We start from the raw sequence: 15,037 nt of genomic DNA on the forward strand, positions 1-15,037 counted from the left end.
ATATTTCACTAATTTCGAAAAGCATTTACCAAGGAACTTGACTTGACCTACCCACAAGCTATTACATGAATCGCATCTGCCTGCTTATCGTTTTCATTTGCACATGGCTTGCCTCCCAGGCAAATCCGGTCGATCGATTTCCAACACCACCCGATTCACCCATTCGCTTGTTTTACATCCAACGAAGCTCCAATGCGAATACGGTCATTTACGATGCTAATTTACTGGCCAATAAATCGCTAAATGCTAAAGATCCCGTTCATACCTATTGGATTCGCTATGGCGAAAAAGGACAAAAAGAAGAACTAAGTACCATCCAACGGACCTTGGCCTATGGCCTTTATACCGATGCGATCAAATCTGAAGTCAATGCTTTTGAGGGCTATTTCCTTGCGTATCGTAAACGTAAATTTGTCGTGAAACTCGACCCGCGCGGAACGCCAATTGCCTTATTCCCCATCAACGGAAAATTGCAAATTCTCAAACGCGTTTTTGTCAGCGTCGACGAAAGCCACATGATGCCCTCCGTAAACTACATTGAACTCTTTGGTAAAGATCCAATCTCTGGGAAAGACGTATACGAACGCTTTAAACCCTAAAAAAATAGCCCCTTTCGGAGCTATTTTCAATTAAAAAGTACCTAATAAACTAAGCTGCAAATTACGCGGCTGCCCCGAATACCCATACATTTCTGTCGGCATTTGATTCAATACATTTTTCAATATTGCCTGTACTCGCCAGCGCTTATTCAATGCATAAGTCGATTGCAATTCCGTCCAGACATAGCCAGGCAAAATCACGCTCTGCGTTTGATAAGTCGCATCATCATAATAATAGTCGGTACGTTCCCCCACATATTGCGTATACACACTCGCCGACCACCTTTCGGTCAATTGCTGATTTACACGCAAAGAAAGCTGATGTTTGGGTCTCCGTATCAGCGCAGAATAGGTTGTATCCTTTCCATCAATCTGATTGTGCATCTTGCCATCCAAGTAGGTATAACCTAATTCCGTAGCGAATCCCTTCCATGTATAGCGCGCCTCTAACTCAATTCCACTTGTGTTCTGCTTCGACACATTGGCATAACGTCCATAAGGATCTACAGCAATCGACTGAAATACAATTCCATCCTGAACATCTTGTTGGAAGCCTACCAAACGCACATAAAGCGGTCCCAAATTCTGTTCAAAACCCGCTTCAAAGGTTTTGCCTTGTTCCGCTTTCAAGTCTTTATTCCCATAAGGTGAGTACAACTGATACAAGGATGGCGCTTTAAAACTGCTGTAATAGTTCGCAAACAATTTCCCCTTTGGCCAAAGGTATAAATACGGATTTACATGGTAGGTCAAATTATTCCCATATAAGGAATGATTGCTTAAACGGCCACCTAGCTCCAAACCCCAAACATCTTCCTGGTGCTTTTCAAACGTCACATAAGTCCCCAATAATTGAATATTCGCCAAAGAAGCTGCTAAAACTGGTGAATCATAGCGTCCGTATGCACTGATCGAATAATCACTTTGGGCCGTCGACTGATTCCGAAACTCGACTCCGGCCACCGTTTGAATTCCGGCAGGTAATTTCCATTTCACATAGCTTTCAGCTCCTTGATTTAAACCCACATATGCCGATTCGCTGTAATTTGACCAAGCATTATCAGGAATGTCAGTCGAATCATTTCTAAAAAAACGATGTGTTATATCTTGAAACAAACGAACAAATAAATCCCCTTGAACAAATTGCTGGTGAAATTGAGCACGAAAGGCATGGTTGGATGCTTTCGCCGTATAATCTCGCTCATCTGTAAATGGACCACCATCTAAACTCGCCTGATAAAATTCGCTTTGGTAATACAAATCCCAGTCGGCATGTTTACCTATCGCACTCCCCAGATTCACCCGAATGTTTTGTTGGCCCATCCCATCTTTCTCCGACTGATTTGCCGCGGCAGAAAAGCCTTGCGTTTGAAAGTTTTTCAAGGCAAGACCGAATTTCAAACTTTTGATTGTTTTCTGAGTTTGAAACGCCTCCGCATGCGTTCCTAAGCCACCTGCCTGTAGGCTAAGTGATGAACCCGACTTTCGAGTAATTAAATTAATCACACCGGCCATCGCATCTGAACCATAAAGCGTAGATTGTCCGCCCTTCATGATTTCGATTCTTTCCAAACTCCCCAAATCAATTAAATTCCAATCCAACACCGAGGAGATGTGAGAAGGATCGTTAGCCGGAAAGCCATCGATCAACAACAGGACATTGCCTGTATTTGAACCGCGGACGTAAACTTCCTGATTACTTCCGGGTGCGCTACGAGCTCCCACAATAGAGATTCCAACGCGCTCTTGCAATAATTCGCCAAGATTTTTACCCAGACTTTTTTGGATTTGTTCTTGACTGATGATAGAAACTACTTTTCCTGTTTGGCTTAATTTAGCCGGATACTTGGAGGCTTTCACTTGAACTTCCGTTAATAAGGAATCCGGGCGAATAGCCATTTTCTCCGCATACACAGTAGGTAGGCATGCGAAGGAGAACGCTGTCAAAAGCGTCAATCGAATATTGAACATGTTTTTTTTGCCCTTTCAGGCGATCAAATAAAAAGGTAATCGAACGCTCAACCCCATCGCATCCTCCGTGATACAAGGTTAAGAATCATCTAAGGCAGGTCTCCTGACTCAATTCCGTTTCTTTTCTGCCTTCCCAGCCGAAGCCAGTGACCTGAAATGAAAAGCATTATGGAATCTCACAGTTGCGGGGACAGTTTTAGTATTTCACTAAATTCCCTATTAAGTAGCCTATGCAGATACACAGGCAACACCCTAAACTGTTACAAAATAACGATAAACTGATAATAATACCTAACCATGCCGCAATGAATAAAAATTTAGCAATTTTTGTACCCGTACTTATAACCCCCAGGTTTTAACCTCGGAATTTTTACCCCAAACCTAATCACCCTATGAACTCTCCCACTCGCTGTATTTGGCCCGGAAATGACCCACTCTACATCGCTTACCACGACCAAGAATGGGGCAAACCCTTGCATGACGACCAACAATTATTCGAACTCCTCGTATTGGAAGGATTCCAGTCGGGGCTATCCTGGATTACCATCTTACGAAAGCGAGAAAATTTCCGCGAGGCATTTGCTCAGTTCAACCTAGCCATTTTAAGCCAATGGTCGGATGCCGATTTATCAAATTGTCTTCAAAACCCAGGAATCATCCGAAATCGATTAAAAATCGAAGCTGTTCGGACGAATGCACGCGCTTTTATTCAAATTCAGGAAAAATTTGGTAGCTTTGACCGATTTATTTGGGATTATGTCCAACAGCAACCCATCACGAATCAGTTTACAGAGCATAAGGATTTACCTGCTCAAACAGCCTTGTCTGTTCGCATCAGTAAAGATCTCAAGAAATTAGGTTTCAAGTTTGTGGGCCCTACCATTTGTTACTCTTTCATGCAAGCCGCAGGCCTCGTAAACGACCATATAACTAGCTGTTACTGTTACAAGAAATAACCTATGAATACGCGGATCGTCATCATTCCGACTTACAATGAAATTGAAAACATTCAAGCCATCATCGAGAAGGTGTTGAGCTTAGAGCCTGTTTTCGATCTTTTGATTGTGGATGACGGTTCCCCAGATGGCACGGCGGCATGTGTGAAAACACTCCAACAAGCACATCCAGATCGCATTCATTTACTCGAACGCAAAGGAAAATTAGGCCTTGGAACCGCTTATATCGCGGGTTTTAAATATGCCTTAGATAAATCCTACGAATATATTTTCGAAATGGATGCCGACTTCTCCCATAATCCAGATGATTTAGTTCGATTATACGATGCTTGTGCAAACCAAGGCGCATTTATGTCGATTGGTTCACGGTATATCAATGGTGTCAATGTAGTCAATTGGCCCATTGGTCGAGTTTTAATGTCTTACTTCGCAGGATTTTATGTACGTTTTATAACGGGCATGCCTATTCAAGACGCAACAGCGGGATTCGTTTGTTACCGAAGGAAGGTTTTAGAGACTATTCCCTTAGATCAAATCAAGTTCATCGGATATGCTTTCCAAGTTGAGATGAAATTCACGACCTGGAAATACGGATTCAAGATGATTGAAGTCCCAATCATCTTTACCGATCGCACGAAAGGCGAAAGCAAGATGTCGGCGAACATCTTCAAAGAAGCTATTTTTGGAGTGATTCAGTTAAAAGTCAACAGCCTATTTAAACGCTATCAAGCTAATAATGGATTATAATTTCCTAAAATCATTGCACATTATTTTTGTTGTGAGCTGGTTCGCAGGATTATTCTATTTACCACGCTTATTGGTTTACCATGTGGAAGCGCAAGATAAAGACGCGCAAACAAAAGATATTTTATCGAAGCAATTCGAGAAAATGGAAAAGCTACTTTTCAATGCCATCATGATTCCTGCGATGTGGCTTACTTGGTTGACTGGCCTTTCCATGATTTACCTAACTTGGTGGGATAATTTTCATGCACACGGTTGGCTCCACCTAAAATTAGCCTTTGTTGTTTGCATTACTATCTACCATTTTGTTTGCAGACACCTCATTCGCAAATTCCGAGCAGCAGAATTCATTTTAACAAGTGGCCAATTGCGCTTATTCAACGAAATTGCAACCATCCTATTAGTTGCGGTTGTATTCTTAGTCATTGCTAAAAATACCTTTGACATGGTAATGGGAATTGGTGGATTTATTGCCTTCGCCATTGTGATTATGGCGGCTGTGACGATCGTTAAGAAAATTCGATCTAACGCATAGAGCGATCCATTTCACGCTTGATATCCTTTTCTTTGATATCATCTCGCTTATCAAACGACTTCTTTCCTTTCGCTAAGGCGATGTTCAGTTTGGCATAACCTTTATCGGAAATAAAAAGTCTGGTAGGAATGATAGTCAAACCTACATTTTTCAACTCTTTTTGCAATTTTGCTAGTTCACGTTTGGATAGCAATAGCTTGCGGTCGCGCAAGGGATCATGATTGAAATGGGTGCCTTCGTCATACATAGAAATATGCATGTTGCGCACAAATAACTCATCCTGAAAGAATATGCAATAGGCATCCGTCAAATTCGCTTTGCCCTGGCGAATGGATTTTATTTCTGTTCCGGTCAAAACAAGCCCAGCCGTGAAGGTATCCAAGAATGCATATTCGAAGGATGCTCGACGGTTTTTAATTTCAACTTGCTTTTGGATTTTATCCTTTGCCATACCGAAATAAAAAAGCCACACAGCTACGAGGCTGCGTGGCTCCTTAAAAATTTAAAATCTATTTCTCAGCTTTCTTCGCTGCGTATTCTTTATTCAATCCGTCAACCAACTTCTGAGTTACGTCCACTGAAGGATCTGCGAACAAGATACCACCACCAATTTTAGAATAACCTAAAACGAATTCGTATTTATTTTCCTTGTTCACTTTTGCGATATACTCACGAATGTTGTTGTATAACTCTTCGTTTTTCTTTGCTTGCTCTTGACCTAATTCAACCTGCTTTTGTTGTGAATATTGTTGCAATTCAGCACCTTTTTTCTTCAAAGTCATATCAGCGGCTTGTAATTGCGCTTGCGTCATCGCTGCCGCACGTTGTTGGATAGCTTGAAGTTCTGCTTGCAAAGCACGCTCTTTTTGACCTAAATCTACTTGTAAACGATATCCTTTATTTTCAAACTCTTTTTGAGCGTCTTTGTAAAATTGGTAATTCGTCAACAATGAATCTGAATTAACAAACACGATGCGCTTGCCTTCAGCGGTTACGCCTGCTCCTGCAGAACCCGCACCTGTCGTAGGCTTGAAGAATGAAAAAGCGACAGCAAGTGTTAAAACTGCTAACCAAACGTAAGAGATACTTGAATTTTTCACGAGTTTAATTTTAATTATAAATGGATTTAATGGTAAATATACAATCTCTGTCTTGATTGTCCTAAATTTTTACTAATTCTGTCTCAATCGAGCGCCAGCCATTGTCCAAAATCCCAAAAGGATTCCCCCAATCAGGCCTGTAACCAAATATAGCAAGGCAACACGCCCCTGCAACGGCAACAAAGAAGCCATTCGAGCTGGCAAGGCACTTGGATTCGAAAAATTCAACCACCATGCCGAACCACCCCAGAGTAAAAACCCTGAAATGAACCCGATGGAAAATGAATTTTTCACAGGAAATTTCAACAAATAGGCCAAAACGCCCGCCTGAATTCCCATGGCATACCAAGGCAAATAGAAGCCTACGAGCGCGCCGACAATGATTAAAATGATGATACGTAATGTATTGCTTTGCATGATGATTATTTTGATAAAGTGATTGTCTTGCGAATGCGACTTGACGATTGATTCGGATTTTCTAAAAATAACAAGGGACGGAGCTCTCCTTTGGCCCAAGTATCAATTAAATCATCGTAATGCACGCTGCCTGGATTTCCTGATTGTCCACCTGGGTAAACACCATAAGCTTTCGGATTACCTGTTTTCGATAATTCGACAATGAATCGCCAAGATGGACCCGTCTTTGTGGTTGCGGCGTTCACGATGGAACCTCCCCCACCAATGGGAATATTTAAACGACTCAAGGCATCCATACCCGGAATTAAATGGCGAACACCCGTTTGTTTGTGTTTGTACCAAGCCCATGCTGGCCCTATCGGACCATGGTGTTTCACCAAGGTATCTACCGTTGCCTGGAAAGAAGTGGAAATAATCTGGTCCATCGTCTCCTTCTGACCTTTTGTTTTGACATTATCCCACCAACGTGCATTGGCTTCATGTTCAATTAAATGAATCGTACGATCTATCGCTGGACGATTCATCGGAACCTTTTCGTCAGCCGCAAATTCATCATCCCATAATGCCGACTGCAAATTAAGCACCCATGTCTCAAAAATTGTTGCACCAATGGACTCCGGTGAATTTTGCAAATTCCATCCTTTCAATACCCCTAATGCCTGATTATTCGATTTTACGGAACGCATCAACAAAGGCAATAATTTTCTTGCTCGGATGTTGAAGTTATCATTTTGCAATCCGCGCAAGGAGTCAATGGTCACTTTTTGCATTGCCGACAAGCGTTCATTGATGCGTCGGCCACGCTCGGATGGCGCATATTGCCAACCTAAATAATACGGATAGCTCGGATCTGTTGAGAATTGATTCGCGGAACTAACGAATCCTCGGGCTGGATTTTTGACATGTGGATTGTGCGCCTGTGGAATAAATCCTTTCCAGTCGGCCGCCGCATCCGTCCCATCCATCAAATACTTTCCTTGCAATTTCGACTTCAACGGAAACTTTCCATTCACCCAAAGCGCAATGTCACCTTCGTTACTCGCAAAAACAAAGTTTTGAGCAGGAGCTGAAAAATAGCGCAATGCCTCCGCGTAATCCGTGTAATTTTTAGCACGATTCAAACGATAGAAAGTGGTTAACTCTTGTGATTTCTCATGCGCGATCCAGCGTAAAGCGTGTCCCACGGGGATGTTGGATTTAAACGCCTTCTCATGACTTAAATAAACCACAGGACCATGGTGGGTAAAAAACACCGTGTCGACAAAATCCTTTTTGCCTTTGATTTTAAATGTCTCAATCCGCAATTTGGTTTTTTTCCATTTGCCATCATGCCAATATTCCAATTTAGAAGCGTCCTTAAATTTCACTTGGTACCAGTCCAATACATCAGAACCGACATTGGTCACCCCCCAAGCAATATTTTTATTGAAACCCGTAATCACGTTGGGTGTACCCGGCATCGTAGAACCATACACATTAACTCCCGGCGCAACCAATTGCACTTGGTACCAAATAGAAGGCAATGAAAGCGTCAAATGAGGATCATTTGCCAAAATAGGCATCCCCGAAACCGTCTTATTTCCCGAAACGGCCCAGTTATTTGAACCAATATTGGGATCCTTTTCAGGTGTTTGCATCGCACTTCCTAAGCCGATAAAATCTTTAGGAGCTGCTGGAATGGGAACAGGTTTAAAATCCACTGGAGTTCCAGAAGGAATAATTGGACTCTCTTCAAAGGGGTAATTTGGAAATAAATCTTCTGCCACTTCCCGACCGTATTGGCGGAGGATATTTGTCATTTTCAAATCATCCGTGCCTGAGGCTAATACAAAAGACATATTTTTCAAAAACAAGGCACTTTTGATCGGTGTCCAAGGCTCTGGTTTATAATTCAAAAGTTTATATTCCAAAGGCAACTCGCGCTCAGAAAGCGAAGCGATGTAAGCATTAATCCCATCCGAATAAGCCTCCAAAGCTACCTTCGCTTGTGGATCTTGTTTCATTCCTTCAAAGGATTGTTCGGCACCATAAACAGAGCCCATGCGACGTTGGAACTGATCAGAAGCCAAGCCTTTTTCTCCTACAATCTCAGAAATTCGACCACCGGCAAAATGTGTTTGAAACTCCATTTGCCACAAACGATCTTTGGCAGTCACATAGCCTTGCGCTAAAAATAAATCGTGGTCATTTTCAGCAAAAATATGCGGAATCGCCATCTCATCGTAGACAACTTTTACGGGCTTTAATAAACCAGGAATATTCAATTCTTCCTCACTCATTTCCTCAGATCCTGCCATTTCAGCATTGATCCAAAATCCATGAAAAGGGCTTAAAAGTTTACCAAATGGCGGAATCGTCCCCCAAGAGTTGTCCCATCCAATTGTAACCAGAATAGCTAAAATCAGTGGAAAAATAGATTTAATGAATTTCATTTGTTGATATAGATAGGAGAATAATGATTTTTCAAAGATTTTTTTCTATTTTAGAAAGACAATTTTACACAATAGTTGTACAATCAACAAATAAATTATCTTTAAATAAATTTCGCTAAACGGCACCCATGAAAAGAAGATCATTTTTACAAACGGCAGGTTTACTCGGTGTTGTAGGTACAACTAAGGTTCAAAATCCTGAGCCTGTCATTATTGCCACCTGGAAAAATGAAGCGGGGACGAAAGCAGGATATGACAAAATATTACAAACAGGCAAAGCACTTGACGGTGTAGAAGCTGGAGCATGGGTTCCTGAAGCTGATCCAAATGAAACGACCGTGGGTTATGGTGGCTATCCTGATCGCGACGGCCATGTAACTTTGGATGCTTGCATCATGGATCATTTGGGCAATGCGGGTTCGGTGACCTTTTTGGAAGGCATCATGCACCCCATTTCGGTGGCGCGGGCTGTTATGGAAAAAACACCACACGTCATGCTTTCAGGCGAAGGAGCTTTACAATTTGCCCTTTCACAAGGATTTAAGAAACAAGATTTATTAACCGAAAAATCCCGTAAAGCCTGGGAGGAATGGAAAAAAGTGGCCAAATATGAACCCAAAGTGAATATTGAACGCCACGATACTATAGGCCTGCTTGCCTTAGGAAAAGCAGGTGAAATCGCTGGGGCATGCTCAACAAGCGGGATGGCATTTAAAATGCACGGTCGGGTGGGTGATTCGCCCATCATCGGCGGCGCTGTGTTTTGCGACGATGAAGTGGGTGGTGCCTGCGCAACAGGTTTAGGCGAATTTGTCATGAAGACCCTCGGTTCTTTTTTGATTGTTGAATTTATGCGCCAAGGCATGACGCCGCAGCAGGCATGTGAGGCAGCAATTATGCGAATTGTGAAGCGCTATAAATACCAAGAATTCCAAGTGGGCTATTTGGCGATCAACAAAAAAGGGGATGTAGGCGCCTATGCCATCCAAAAAGGATTTAATTATACGATTACCAAAAACGGCATGACCCAAGTCATTGAAAGTGCCTCATACATCTAGCTTATGGAGAAGAAAGTAGCCGAAAAGAAGAAGTTTTTAGTTGAAGTTGCTTGGGAAACTTGCAACCAAGTAGGGGGAATTTATACTGTGATTCGGACTAAAGTCCCTTCCATGGTGGAGAAATGGGGGGATGATTACTTATTACTGGGTCCATACTTCCCACAAACGGCTGCGGCTGAATTTGAAGCATTGCCAGTGACCGATGAATCCCCCATCGGGCGTGCCATTTTATCCATGCGGGCCCTGGGATTGCAGGTGCATTATGGAAACTGGTTGATTACTGGTAAACCCAAAATTATACTTTTCGATATTGCCTCCATGTATGATCAAGTGGATGTCATCAAGGGAAAAATCTGGGAGAACCATAAAATTTCGACTTTGGGTGTAGAAGAATTGGTCAACCAAACCATCGCGCTAGGTGAACTCATTCGCATTTTTCTGACCCAATTTGCCGCAGAAAATAAATCCAAAAAAGACATCGTCGTTCATTTCCACGAGTGGATGGCCTCGACCTGCCTGCCAGATTTAAAGAAGGACAAAGTAAAAATATCGACAGTTTTCACCACGCATGCGACCATGCTGGGCCGCTATTTAGCAGGGAATGTGCCAAACTTCTATGACGTTTTAGACAAATTTGATTGGCATAAAGAAGCAGTGCATTATGGCATTGAGGCGCAAGCTTCTTTCGAACGGGCAGCAGCACAAAAAGCCGACGTTTTAACAACCGTGTCTGACATTACAGCGAAAGAATGTGTCGCATTTTTAGGTCGGATTCCTGAATTAATTCTTCCGAATGGCTTAAATATCCAACGCTTTGCAGCGATGCACGAACATCAAAATCTACACTCGCTCTACAAAAAGCGAATTTCAGATTTTGTCATGGGGCATTTCTTCCAGAATCAAGCATTTGATTTGGACCAAACGCTGTACTTATTTACTTCGGGCCGATTTGAATACTCCAACAAAGGCTATGACATCACACTCGATGCCCTGGAAATATTGAACAGAAAAATGAAGGAAGCAGGATCGAAAAAAACGGTCATTATGTTCTTCATTACGAAGCAGCCTTACCATTCCATTGATCCAGAAGTCTTGCATTCCCGTGCGGTCTTGGATGAGATTCGCGAGAATTGTCAAGCGATTCAAAAGGAAGTTGGCGATAAATTATTCGAGGCAGCCGCTTCATCGAACGATTTACAATTGCCGGATTTAAATCAATTCGTGGATGAATATTGGCGCCTTCGGCTTCGTCGGACAGTACAAACTTGGAAAACAAATGCCCGACCGAAAGTCGTCACGCACTTATTAAAACAAGAGGATGACATCATTCGCAATTTGCATCGGACGCAATTACTCAATAACCCTGATGATAAAGTGAAGGTGGTTTATCACCCCGATTTTATTGTTTCGACGAATCCTTTATTCGGCTTGGATTATGGCCAATTCGTTCGTGGTTGTCATTTAGGTGTCTTCCCTTCGTACTATGAACCTTGGGGGTATACGCCATTAGAATGTATGGCGCGCGGGGTACCTACGGTTACTTCAGATCTATCGGGTTTTGGTGATTACATGATGCAAATTATGCGCGACTATGAGCAATGGGGCGTGAGTGTCGTGAATCGTAAAACACAGAACTACAAAGAATCTGCAGAGCAATTAGCCAATATGCTTTTCAAGTTCACCCAGCAAACCCAACGTGATCGCATCACGCAACGAAACCGTGTGGAGAGTATAGCGGATACATTTGACTGGTCAAATTTGCGGGGATATTACGACACAGCACATGAATTAGCCGTGTTAAAAAAGCGGAAATAGATTATCAGTTTTAGCTCCTCGAATGAGCCCAGAACTCCTTACCTTTGGCAATCCTCCAAGGTTTGCCAAAGGTAGTTAGGAGATGTGTTTCAAAGCCTCCCTTTTCGACAAAGGCATCAAAGCATTTTCTGCTACAAATTCCCTTACCCAATCCGCATCCGTACGGGCATATTGTCGCAAGGCCCAGCCAATCGCTTTTTGAATAAAAAATTCTTTGGAGCTATTCAAAGATAAAATCACCTGACTCAACAGCTTCAAATCCGTTTGGCTTTTATAATTCAATTGAAATAGAATACATAGACGCTGATGCCAGAAAATAGGCGATTGCATCCAACGAGCCAGCCAAATATCTCGTTGATCGGGAAACTTAATGAAGTATTCACTTAAGACTTTGGGGGCTAAAACATCCACAACATCCCACCACGTTTTCGCATCCACCCAGCGATCGATTAACTCCGGAACACGCGCATCCCAAGATTTCTTCGCCTTCAACAAATATTCCATGGCGGCATATTGAAATTCACGCTCCGGCAAAGCAAACAACTCCGAACAAACTTCAAACCAATCTTCCGCTTGCCCACATTGTTTATAAATATCCTTGAATACAAGCGCGCGCTCAGGCTTTTTAATCCCGATAAATGGATATTGATCCCGCATATACCAGCGCATCCAATGCGCATTTTCAGGATTTTCTAAGGCATAAAATGCCTCTTTGATAGCAGATACAAAACCCATTAATTACTGAAATATAATTCTCCCTCAATCCCACTCGGCGTAACTGCCCAAGTTGATGCATCAAAAGGTCTGTATTGAATATCCACAAAATTGATCTCATAGAAATTCTTCCAATTGAATTTCTCCCGATCCAACTTCCGAACGCGGTTTGCCGAGACATTCATCACTTCTAGTTCGATGTGATTTTTTACTTGTAATAGACCTTCAGGAATTCTGATTTGATAAGGTAATGACCAAACAAGCCCTAGCTCTTTACCGTTGATTTTTACTCGAACCCAATCACGGATTTTATCGAAATGTAAGACCTTTGCTTGTGGTATTTGCTCGGCCGACAAATCAAAATCAAAGGCATAAGTGCCTTTGCCCCAATAATCATGCGTGGAGGAATCTTGAGTCCAAAATTGTAAGGATTCCATGGATTGCGCCGGCAAAACCTGTTGGGGAAAATTCAATTGGATTTTTGCGGTAGGAACCAAAGGCGTAAAAACCTTAGCCACTGCTTCCGTAGGAATGGCTTTCTTTGTCACAGGAATTGATCGAACCAATAAACTCTGACCAGGTGCTAATTGCAGATAGAATTGCTTATCCTTGCGCAAGTTGGCTTTCTTAATTTCGCCTGTCATCGGATCCACTAATTCAACACCGCCAGAAATTTTGGCAAATTGCACCATGCCATCGGAAAACTTATTCGAAAGATTCGCGACAAAATACTGTGCGCCCGTTCCCGTTTTCTTTCGAATAAAGGAAATGCCTTGATCGGCAATACTTTCTCTACTAACACGGTAACGCTCAAGAATATTGATTGGATCCGAAACCCAATGCATCAATAATGTTTCCTTAGCTATGGCCCAACGAGCTTTCTCATCCTCAGTCAAACCAAACGAATTAACCTGCAAAGGCAGGTGTTCCAGAAAATAAACAGGCAAGCCATGTTTCACCCATTTGGCCCATAATTCCATTGTTTCAAGAGAAACATAATGAGCGGCAGGAATTAACAAAACCTTGTATTCTAAACCGGATTTCGTTTTCCAAGTATGCTTGGGCGTCAACTGCAATCCCGCCATTAATTGATCTGAAATATAATCTACCTGATAGCCTTTGTCCTGCATGTGCTCCGACCAGCGACCGAAAGAGGTATTCTTCATCCAATCACGGCTGTTGGCATGCAAATCCAAGGCATGCATTTTCCCCGAACCATTTCGTTCATGCCAAATATCCTCCATCGGAAAATACATCAGCACATCCGAATCCGTCTGATGAGCTTGCAACATTTTTTGACACGTTTCAATGTAGTGATTCAACGAAGGCAAAGCCTCCCAAAAATGACTCTGCGGATTAAAATTAGTACTCGCATAAAACAACCAACCCGGCCAAGCGACTTCTGGTGGCGAATAGGTTGCTCCATGGTAAAATAAGTGATTCACACCGCCGATGAATACCTGATCCACCACAGGTTTTACCTGAGCAAGAGAAACTTTGAAATGATTCCCTAGCCACGTAGTTGTCTCGGATGATACCAATTTCTTGCCGGTCAAATTCGCCGCAGAAGAGGCTAATTTTAAATTTCGAACATCGGGGATCCCAAAACGAATCGTGTCATAATCCGGATCCACTTGATAACCCGGTATATCAAACGATTTACTACCAAAGAATTCCGTTTCAGGAATATCCACAGACGCATATAAATCCAATAAATTTCCAGGCGAGCCATGTGCTTGATCCCGACTCACAAAGCCCATTTGTTTGATCCAACCTGCGAAAGGTTGGGTAAATTCGGTCAACAACAAAGAAGATAAAGTCCGATGGTAATCCGCCCAAATAGCATTTTCATCCTCGGATTCTGCTTTAGGTTTGGCCAAGACATCCAGATGTTTCCGTAAATCGTAGTGATTCAATTGCTCAAAAGCCTCAAACAATTTTGGGGTATAATTTGCCCCATATACTTCATACGAATCATTATACAAAGCACGCAAAGGAGCATGAGCTTGTTTAAGCAAAGGCACAAATTCCCCACGATAATGTTCAAAGGCGCTTTTGGAAAAATGGTCCATAACTAATCCCTCCCCTCCCGGTGCTGCCCGCTTAACTTGTTGGCCCGTCCCCTTCTGCACCAACACATAAATCGTTGCACCCTTAGGTCCAGCGGTGAATTGGCTCACATGTGCACTGATTAATTCTTGCTCAAAATTCCCATCCACGAATACGGAAGCCGCTTGTACATCGGCATCAGGTAATTTATAGCTTTGATTTGCACCAATTTGAATGGATTCAATTTGGTAGCGTTTCGCGGCATCAGCGGCATTTATCGTAGGTCCACCAAGCGGCCAACCGGTGCCTAAAGTCATGTCGATTCCTAGGTGCAGGCGTTGCGCTTCTTTAAGTACAAAGGCAAATTTCTGCTTCCAGGATGGGCCTAGGAAAGATAAAAATGCCGACTCATAGCCTTTGGCACCATAAATAGGAATGATGTGAAGACCACCAAAACCCGCTTTGGCGAAAGACTCTAAATTATGTGTAATTCCTTTCTCGCTGACTGCGCTACCTGGCCACCACCAGTAAGCCCAGGGCTTAGAAGTAGAAAAAGCAGCAGGATCAGATGCTCCCGCTGCTTTTGTTAAAATCAATAAACATATAATTAGGTATGCGAATTTTCTCATAACCCGAATGTCGTTTTT

At 42.5% G+C, this 15,037-nt stretch carries 13 protein-coding genes and 1 riboswitch; of the genes, 6 read left to right on the forward strand and 7 right to left on the reverse strand.

The genetic code is table 11. From position 1 onward, the window contains the following. Window positions 1-65: 65 nt before the first annotated feature. On the forward strand, window positions 66-599 hold the full coding sequence (locus tag V7S75_RS05605; protein WP_459512083.1) for a DUF4833 domain-containing protein: 534 nt from the start codon (window positions 66-68) through the stop codon (window positions 597-599). 30 nt (window positions 600-629) lie between these two features. On the opposite strand, the gene V7S75_RS05610 is transcribed toward V7S75_RS05605, so the two are convergent. Then, window positions 630-2,570, reverse strand: coding sequence for a TonB-dependent receptor plug domain-containing protein (locus V7S75_RS05610; RefSeq protein ID WP_459512085.1), 1,941 nt, complete (start codon window positions 2,568-2,570; stop codon window positions 630-632). Between the two features lie 76 nt (window positions 2,571-2,646). Further along, a riboswitch (cobalamin riboswitch) is annotated at window positions 2,647-2,840 on the reverse strand. Window positions 2,841-2,962: 122 nt separating this feature from the next. Here V7S75_RS05610 and V7S75_RS05615 point away from each other — a divergent pair. Genes V7S75_RS05615 through V7S75_RS05625 form a run of 3 tightly spaced genes read left to right on the forward strand, consistent with a single transcriptional unit; the run spans window position 2,963 to window position 4,805 of the window. Next, window positions 2,963-3,526, forward strand: coding sequence for a DNA-3-methyladenine glycosylase I (locus V7S75_RS05615; RefSeq protein ID WP_459512088.1), 564 nt, complete (start codon window positions 2,963-2,965; stop codon window positions 3,524-3,526). 3 nt (window positions 3,527-3,529) lie between these two features. Then, window positions 3,530-4,273 carry a polyprenol monophosphomannose synthase gene (locus V7S75_RS05620; RefSeq protein WP_459512090.1) on the forward strand — a complete coding sequence of 248 codons (744 nt, stop codon included), beginning with the start codon at window positions 3,530-3,532 and terminating at the stop codon, window positions 4,271-4,273. Further along, the gene (locus V7S75_RS05625; RefSeq protein WP_459512092.1) at window positions 4,263-4,805 is read left to right on the forward strand and encodes a CopD family protein; all 543 of its coding nucleotides are present in this window, start codon (window positions 4,263-4,265) and stop codon (window positions 4,803-4,805) included. Before V7S75_RS05620 ends, V7S75_RS05625 begins: the two co-directional genes overlap by 11 nt. On the opposite strand, the gene smpB is transcribed toward V7S75_RS05625, so the two are convergent. The 4 genes from smpB to V7S75_RS05645 form a co-directional block, all read right to left on the reverse strand. Further along, window positions 4,795-5,256, reverse strand: a complete 462-nt coding sequence (gene smpB / locus V7S75_RS05630; protein WP_459512094.1) for an SsrA-binding protein SmpB — start codon at window positions 5,254-5,256, stop codon at window positions 4,795-4,797. The two genes, V7S75_RS05625 and smpB, sit on opposite strands and share 11 nt — an antisense overlap. 58 nt (window positions 5,257-5,314) lie before the next feature. Then, window positions 5,315-5,905, reverse strand: coding sequence for an OmpH/Skp family outer membrane protein (locus tag V7S75_RS05635; RefSeq protein WP_459512096.1), 591 nt, complete (start codon window positions 5,903-5,905; stop codon window positions 5,315-5,317). A gap of 72 nt (window positions 5,906-5,977) precedes the next feature. After that, the gene (locus V7S75_RS05640; RefSeq protein WP_459512098.1) at window positions 5,978-6,322 is read right to left on the reverse strand and encodes a hypothetical protein; all 345 of its coding nucleotides are present in this window, start codon (window positions 6,320-6,322) and stop codon (window positions 5,978-5,980) included. Between the two features lie 5 nt (window positions 6,323-6,327). Then, a complete protein-coding gene (locus tag V7S75_RS05645) occupies window positions 6,328-8,754 on the reverse strand; it encodes a penicillin acylase family protein (RefSeq protein ID WP_459512100.1) in 2,427 nt (808 codons plus the stop codon). A 128-nt stretch (window positions 8,755-8,882) separates the two neighbouring features. Here V7S75_RS05645 and V7S75_RS05650 point away from each other — a divergent pair, with 128 nt between their 5' ends. Together V7S75_RS05650 and V7S75_RS05655 are read left to right on the forward strand one after the other, a co-directional pair. Then, the gene (locus tag V7S75_RS05650; protein ID WP_459512102.1) at window positions 8,883-9,812 is read left to right on the forward strand and encodes an isoaspartyl peptidase/L-asparaginase family protein; all 930 of its coding nucleotides are present in this window, start codon (window positions 8,883-8,885) and stop codon (window positions 9,810-9,812) included. Between the two features lie 3 nt (window positions 9,813-9,815). Further along, window positions 9,816-11,627 carry a glycosyltransferase gene (locus V7S75_RS05655; protein ID WP_459512104.1) on the forward strand — a complete coding sequence of 604 codons (1,812 nt, stop codon included), beginning with the start codon at window positions 9,816-9,818 and terminating at the stop codon, window positions 11,625-11,627. A gap of 75 nt (window positions 11,628-11,702) precedes the next feature. Here the strand turns inward: V7S75_RS05655 and V7S75_RS05660 are convergent, their stop codons facing one another. Next, window positions 11,703-12,362: a DNA alkylation repair protein gene (locus V7S75_RS05660; protein ID WP_459512106.1), complete on the reverse strand. Its 660-nt coding sequence runs from the start codon at window positions 12,360-12,362 to the stop codon at window positions 11,703-11,705. Continuing rightward, window positions 12,362-15,019, reverse strand: a complete 2,658-nt coding sequence (locus V7S75_RS05665) for a glycosyl hydrolase (RefSeq protein WP_459512107.1) — start codon at window positions 15,017-15,019, stop codon at window positions 12,362-12,364. The genes V7S75_RS05660 and V7S75_RS05665 overlap by 1 nt, the downstream gene beginning before the upstream one ends. Between the last annotated feature and the right edge of the window lie 18 nt (window positions 15,020-15,037).

This window comes from Aquirufa sp. TARAVU-A1A (genome assembly GCF_054558675.1).

What these genes read in the sequence shown, in the direction of transcription:
- V7S75_RS05605 (WP_459512083.1), top strand. Translation starts at nt 66, where the DNA reads ATGAATCGCATCTGCCTGCTTATCGTTTTCATTTGCACATGGCTTGCC.
- V7S75_RS05610 (WP_459512085.1), bottom strand. Translation starts at nt 2,570, where the DNA reads ATGTTCAATATTCGATTGACGCTTTTGACAGCGTTCTCCTTCGCATGC.
- V7S75_RS05615 (WP_459512088.1), top strand. Translation starts at nt 2,963, where the DNA reads ATGAACTCTCCCACTCGCTGTATTTGGCCCGGAAATGACCCACTCTAC.
- V7S75_RS05620 (WP_459512090.1), top strand. Translation starts at nt 3,530, where the DNA reads ATGAATACGCGGATCGTCATCATTCCGACTTACAATGAAATTGAAAAC.
- V7S75_RS05625 (WP_459512092.1), top strand. Translation starts at nt 4,263, where the DNA reads ATGGATTATAATTTCCTAAAATCATTGCACATTATTTTTGTTGTGAGC.
- smpB (WP_459512094.1), bottom strand. Translation starts at nt 5,256, where the DNA reads ATGGCAAAGGATAAAATCCAAAAGCAAGTTGAAATTAAAAACCGTCGA.
- V7S75_RS05640 (WP_459512098.1), bottom strand. Translation starts at nt 6,322, where the DNA reads ATGCAAAGCAATACATTACGTATCATCATTTTAATCATTGTCGGCGCG.
- V7S75_RS05645 (WP_459512100.1), bottom strand. Translation starts at nt 8,754, where the DNA reads ATGAAATTCATTAAATCTATTTTTCCACTGATTTTAGCTATTCTGGTT.
- V7S75_RS05650 (WP_459512102.1), top strand. Translation starts at nt 8,883, where the DNA reads ATGAAAAGAAGATCATTTTTACAAACGGCAGGTTTACTCGGTGTTGTA.
- V7S75_RS05655 (WP_459512104.1), top strand. Translation starts at nt 9,816, where the DNA reads ATGGAGAAGAAAGTAGCCGAAAAGAAGAAGTTTTTAGTTGAAGTTGCT.
- V7S75_RS05660 (WP_459512106.1), bottom strand. Translation starts at nt 12,362, where the DNA reads ATGGGTTTTGTATCTGCTATCAAAGAGGCATTTTATGCCTTAGAAAAT.
- V7S75_RS05665 (WP_459512107.1), bottom strand. Translation starts at nt 15,019, where the DNA reads ATGAGAAAATTCGCATACCTAATTATATGTTTATTGATTTTAACAAAA.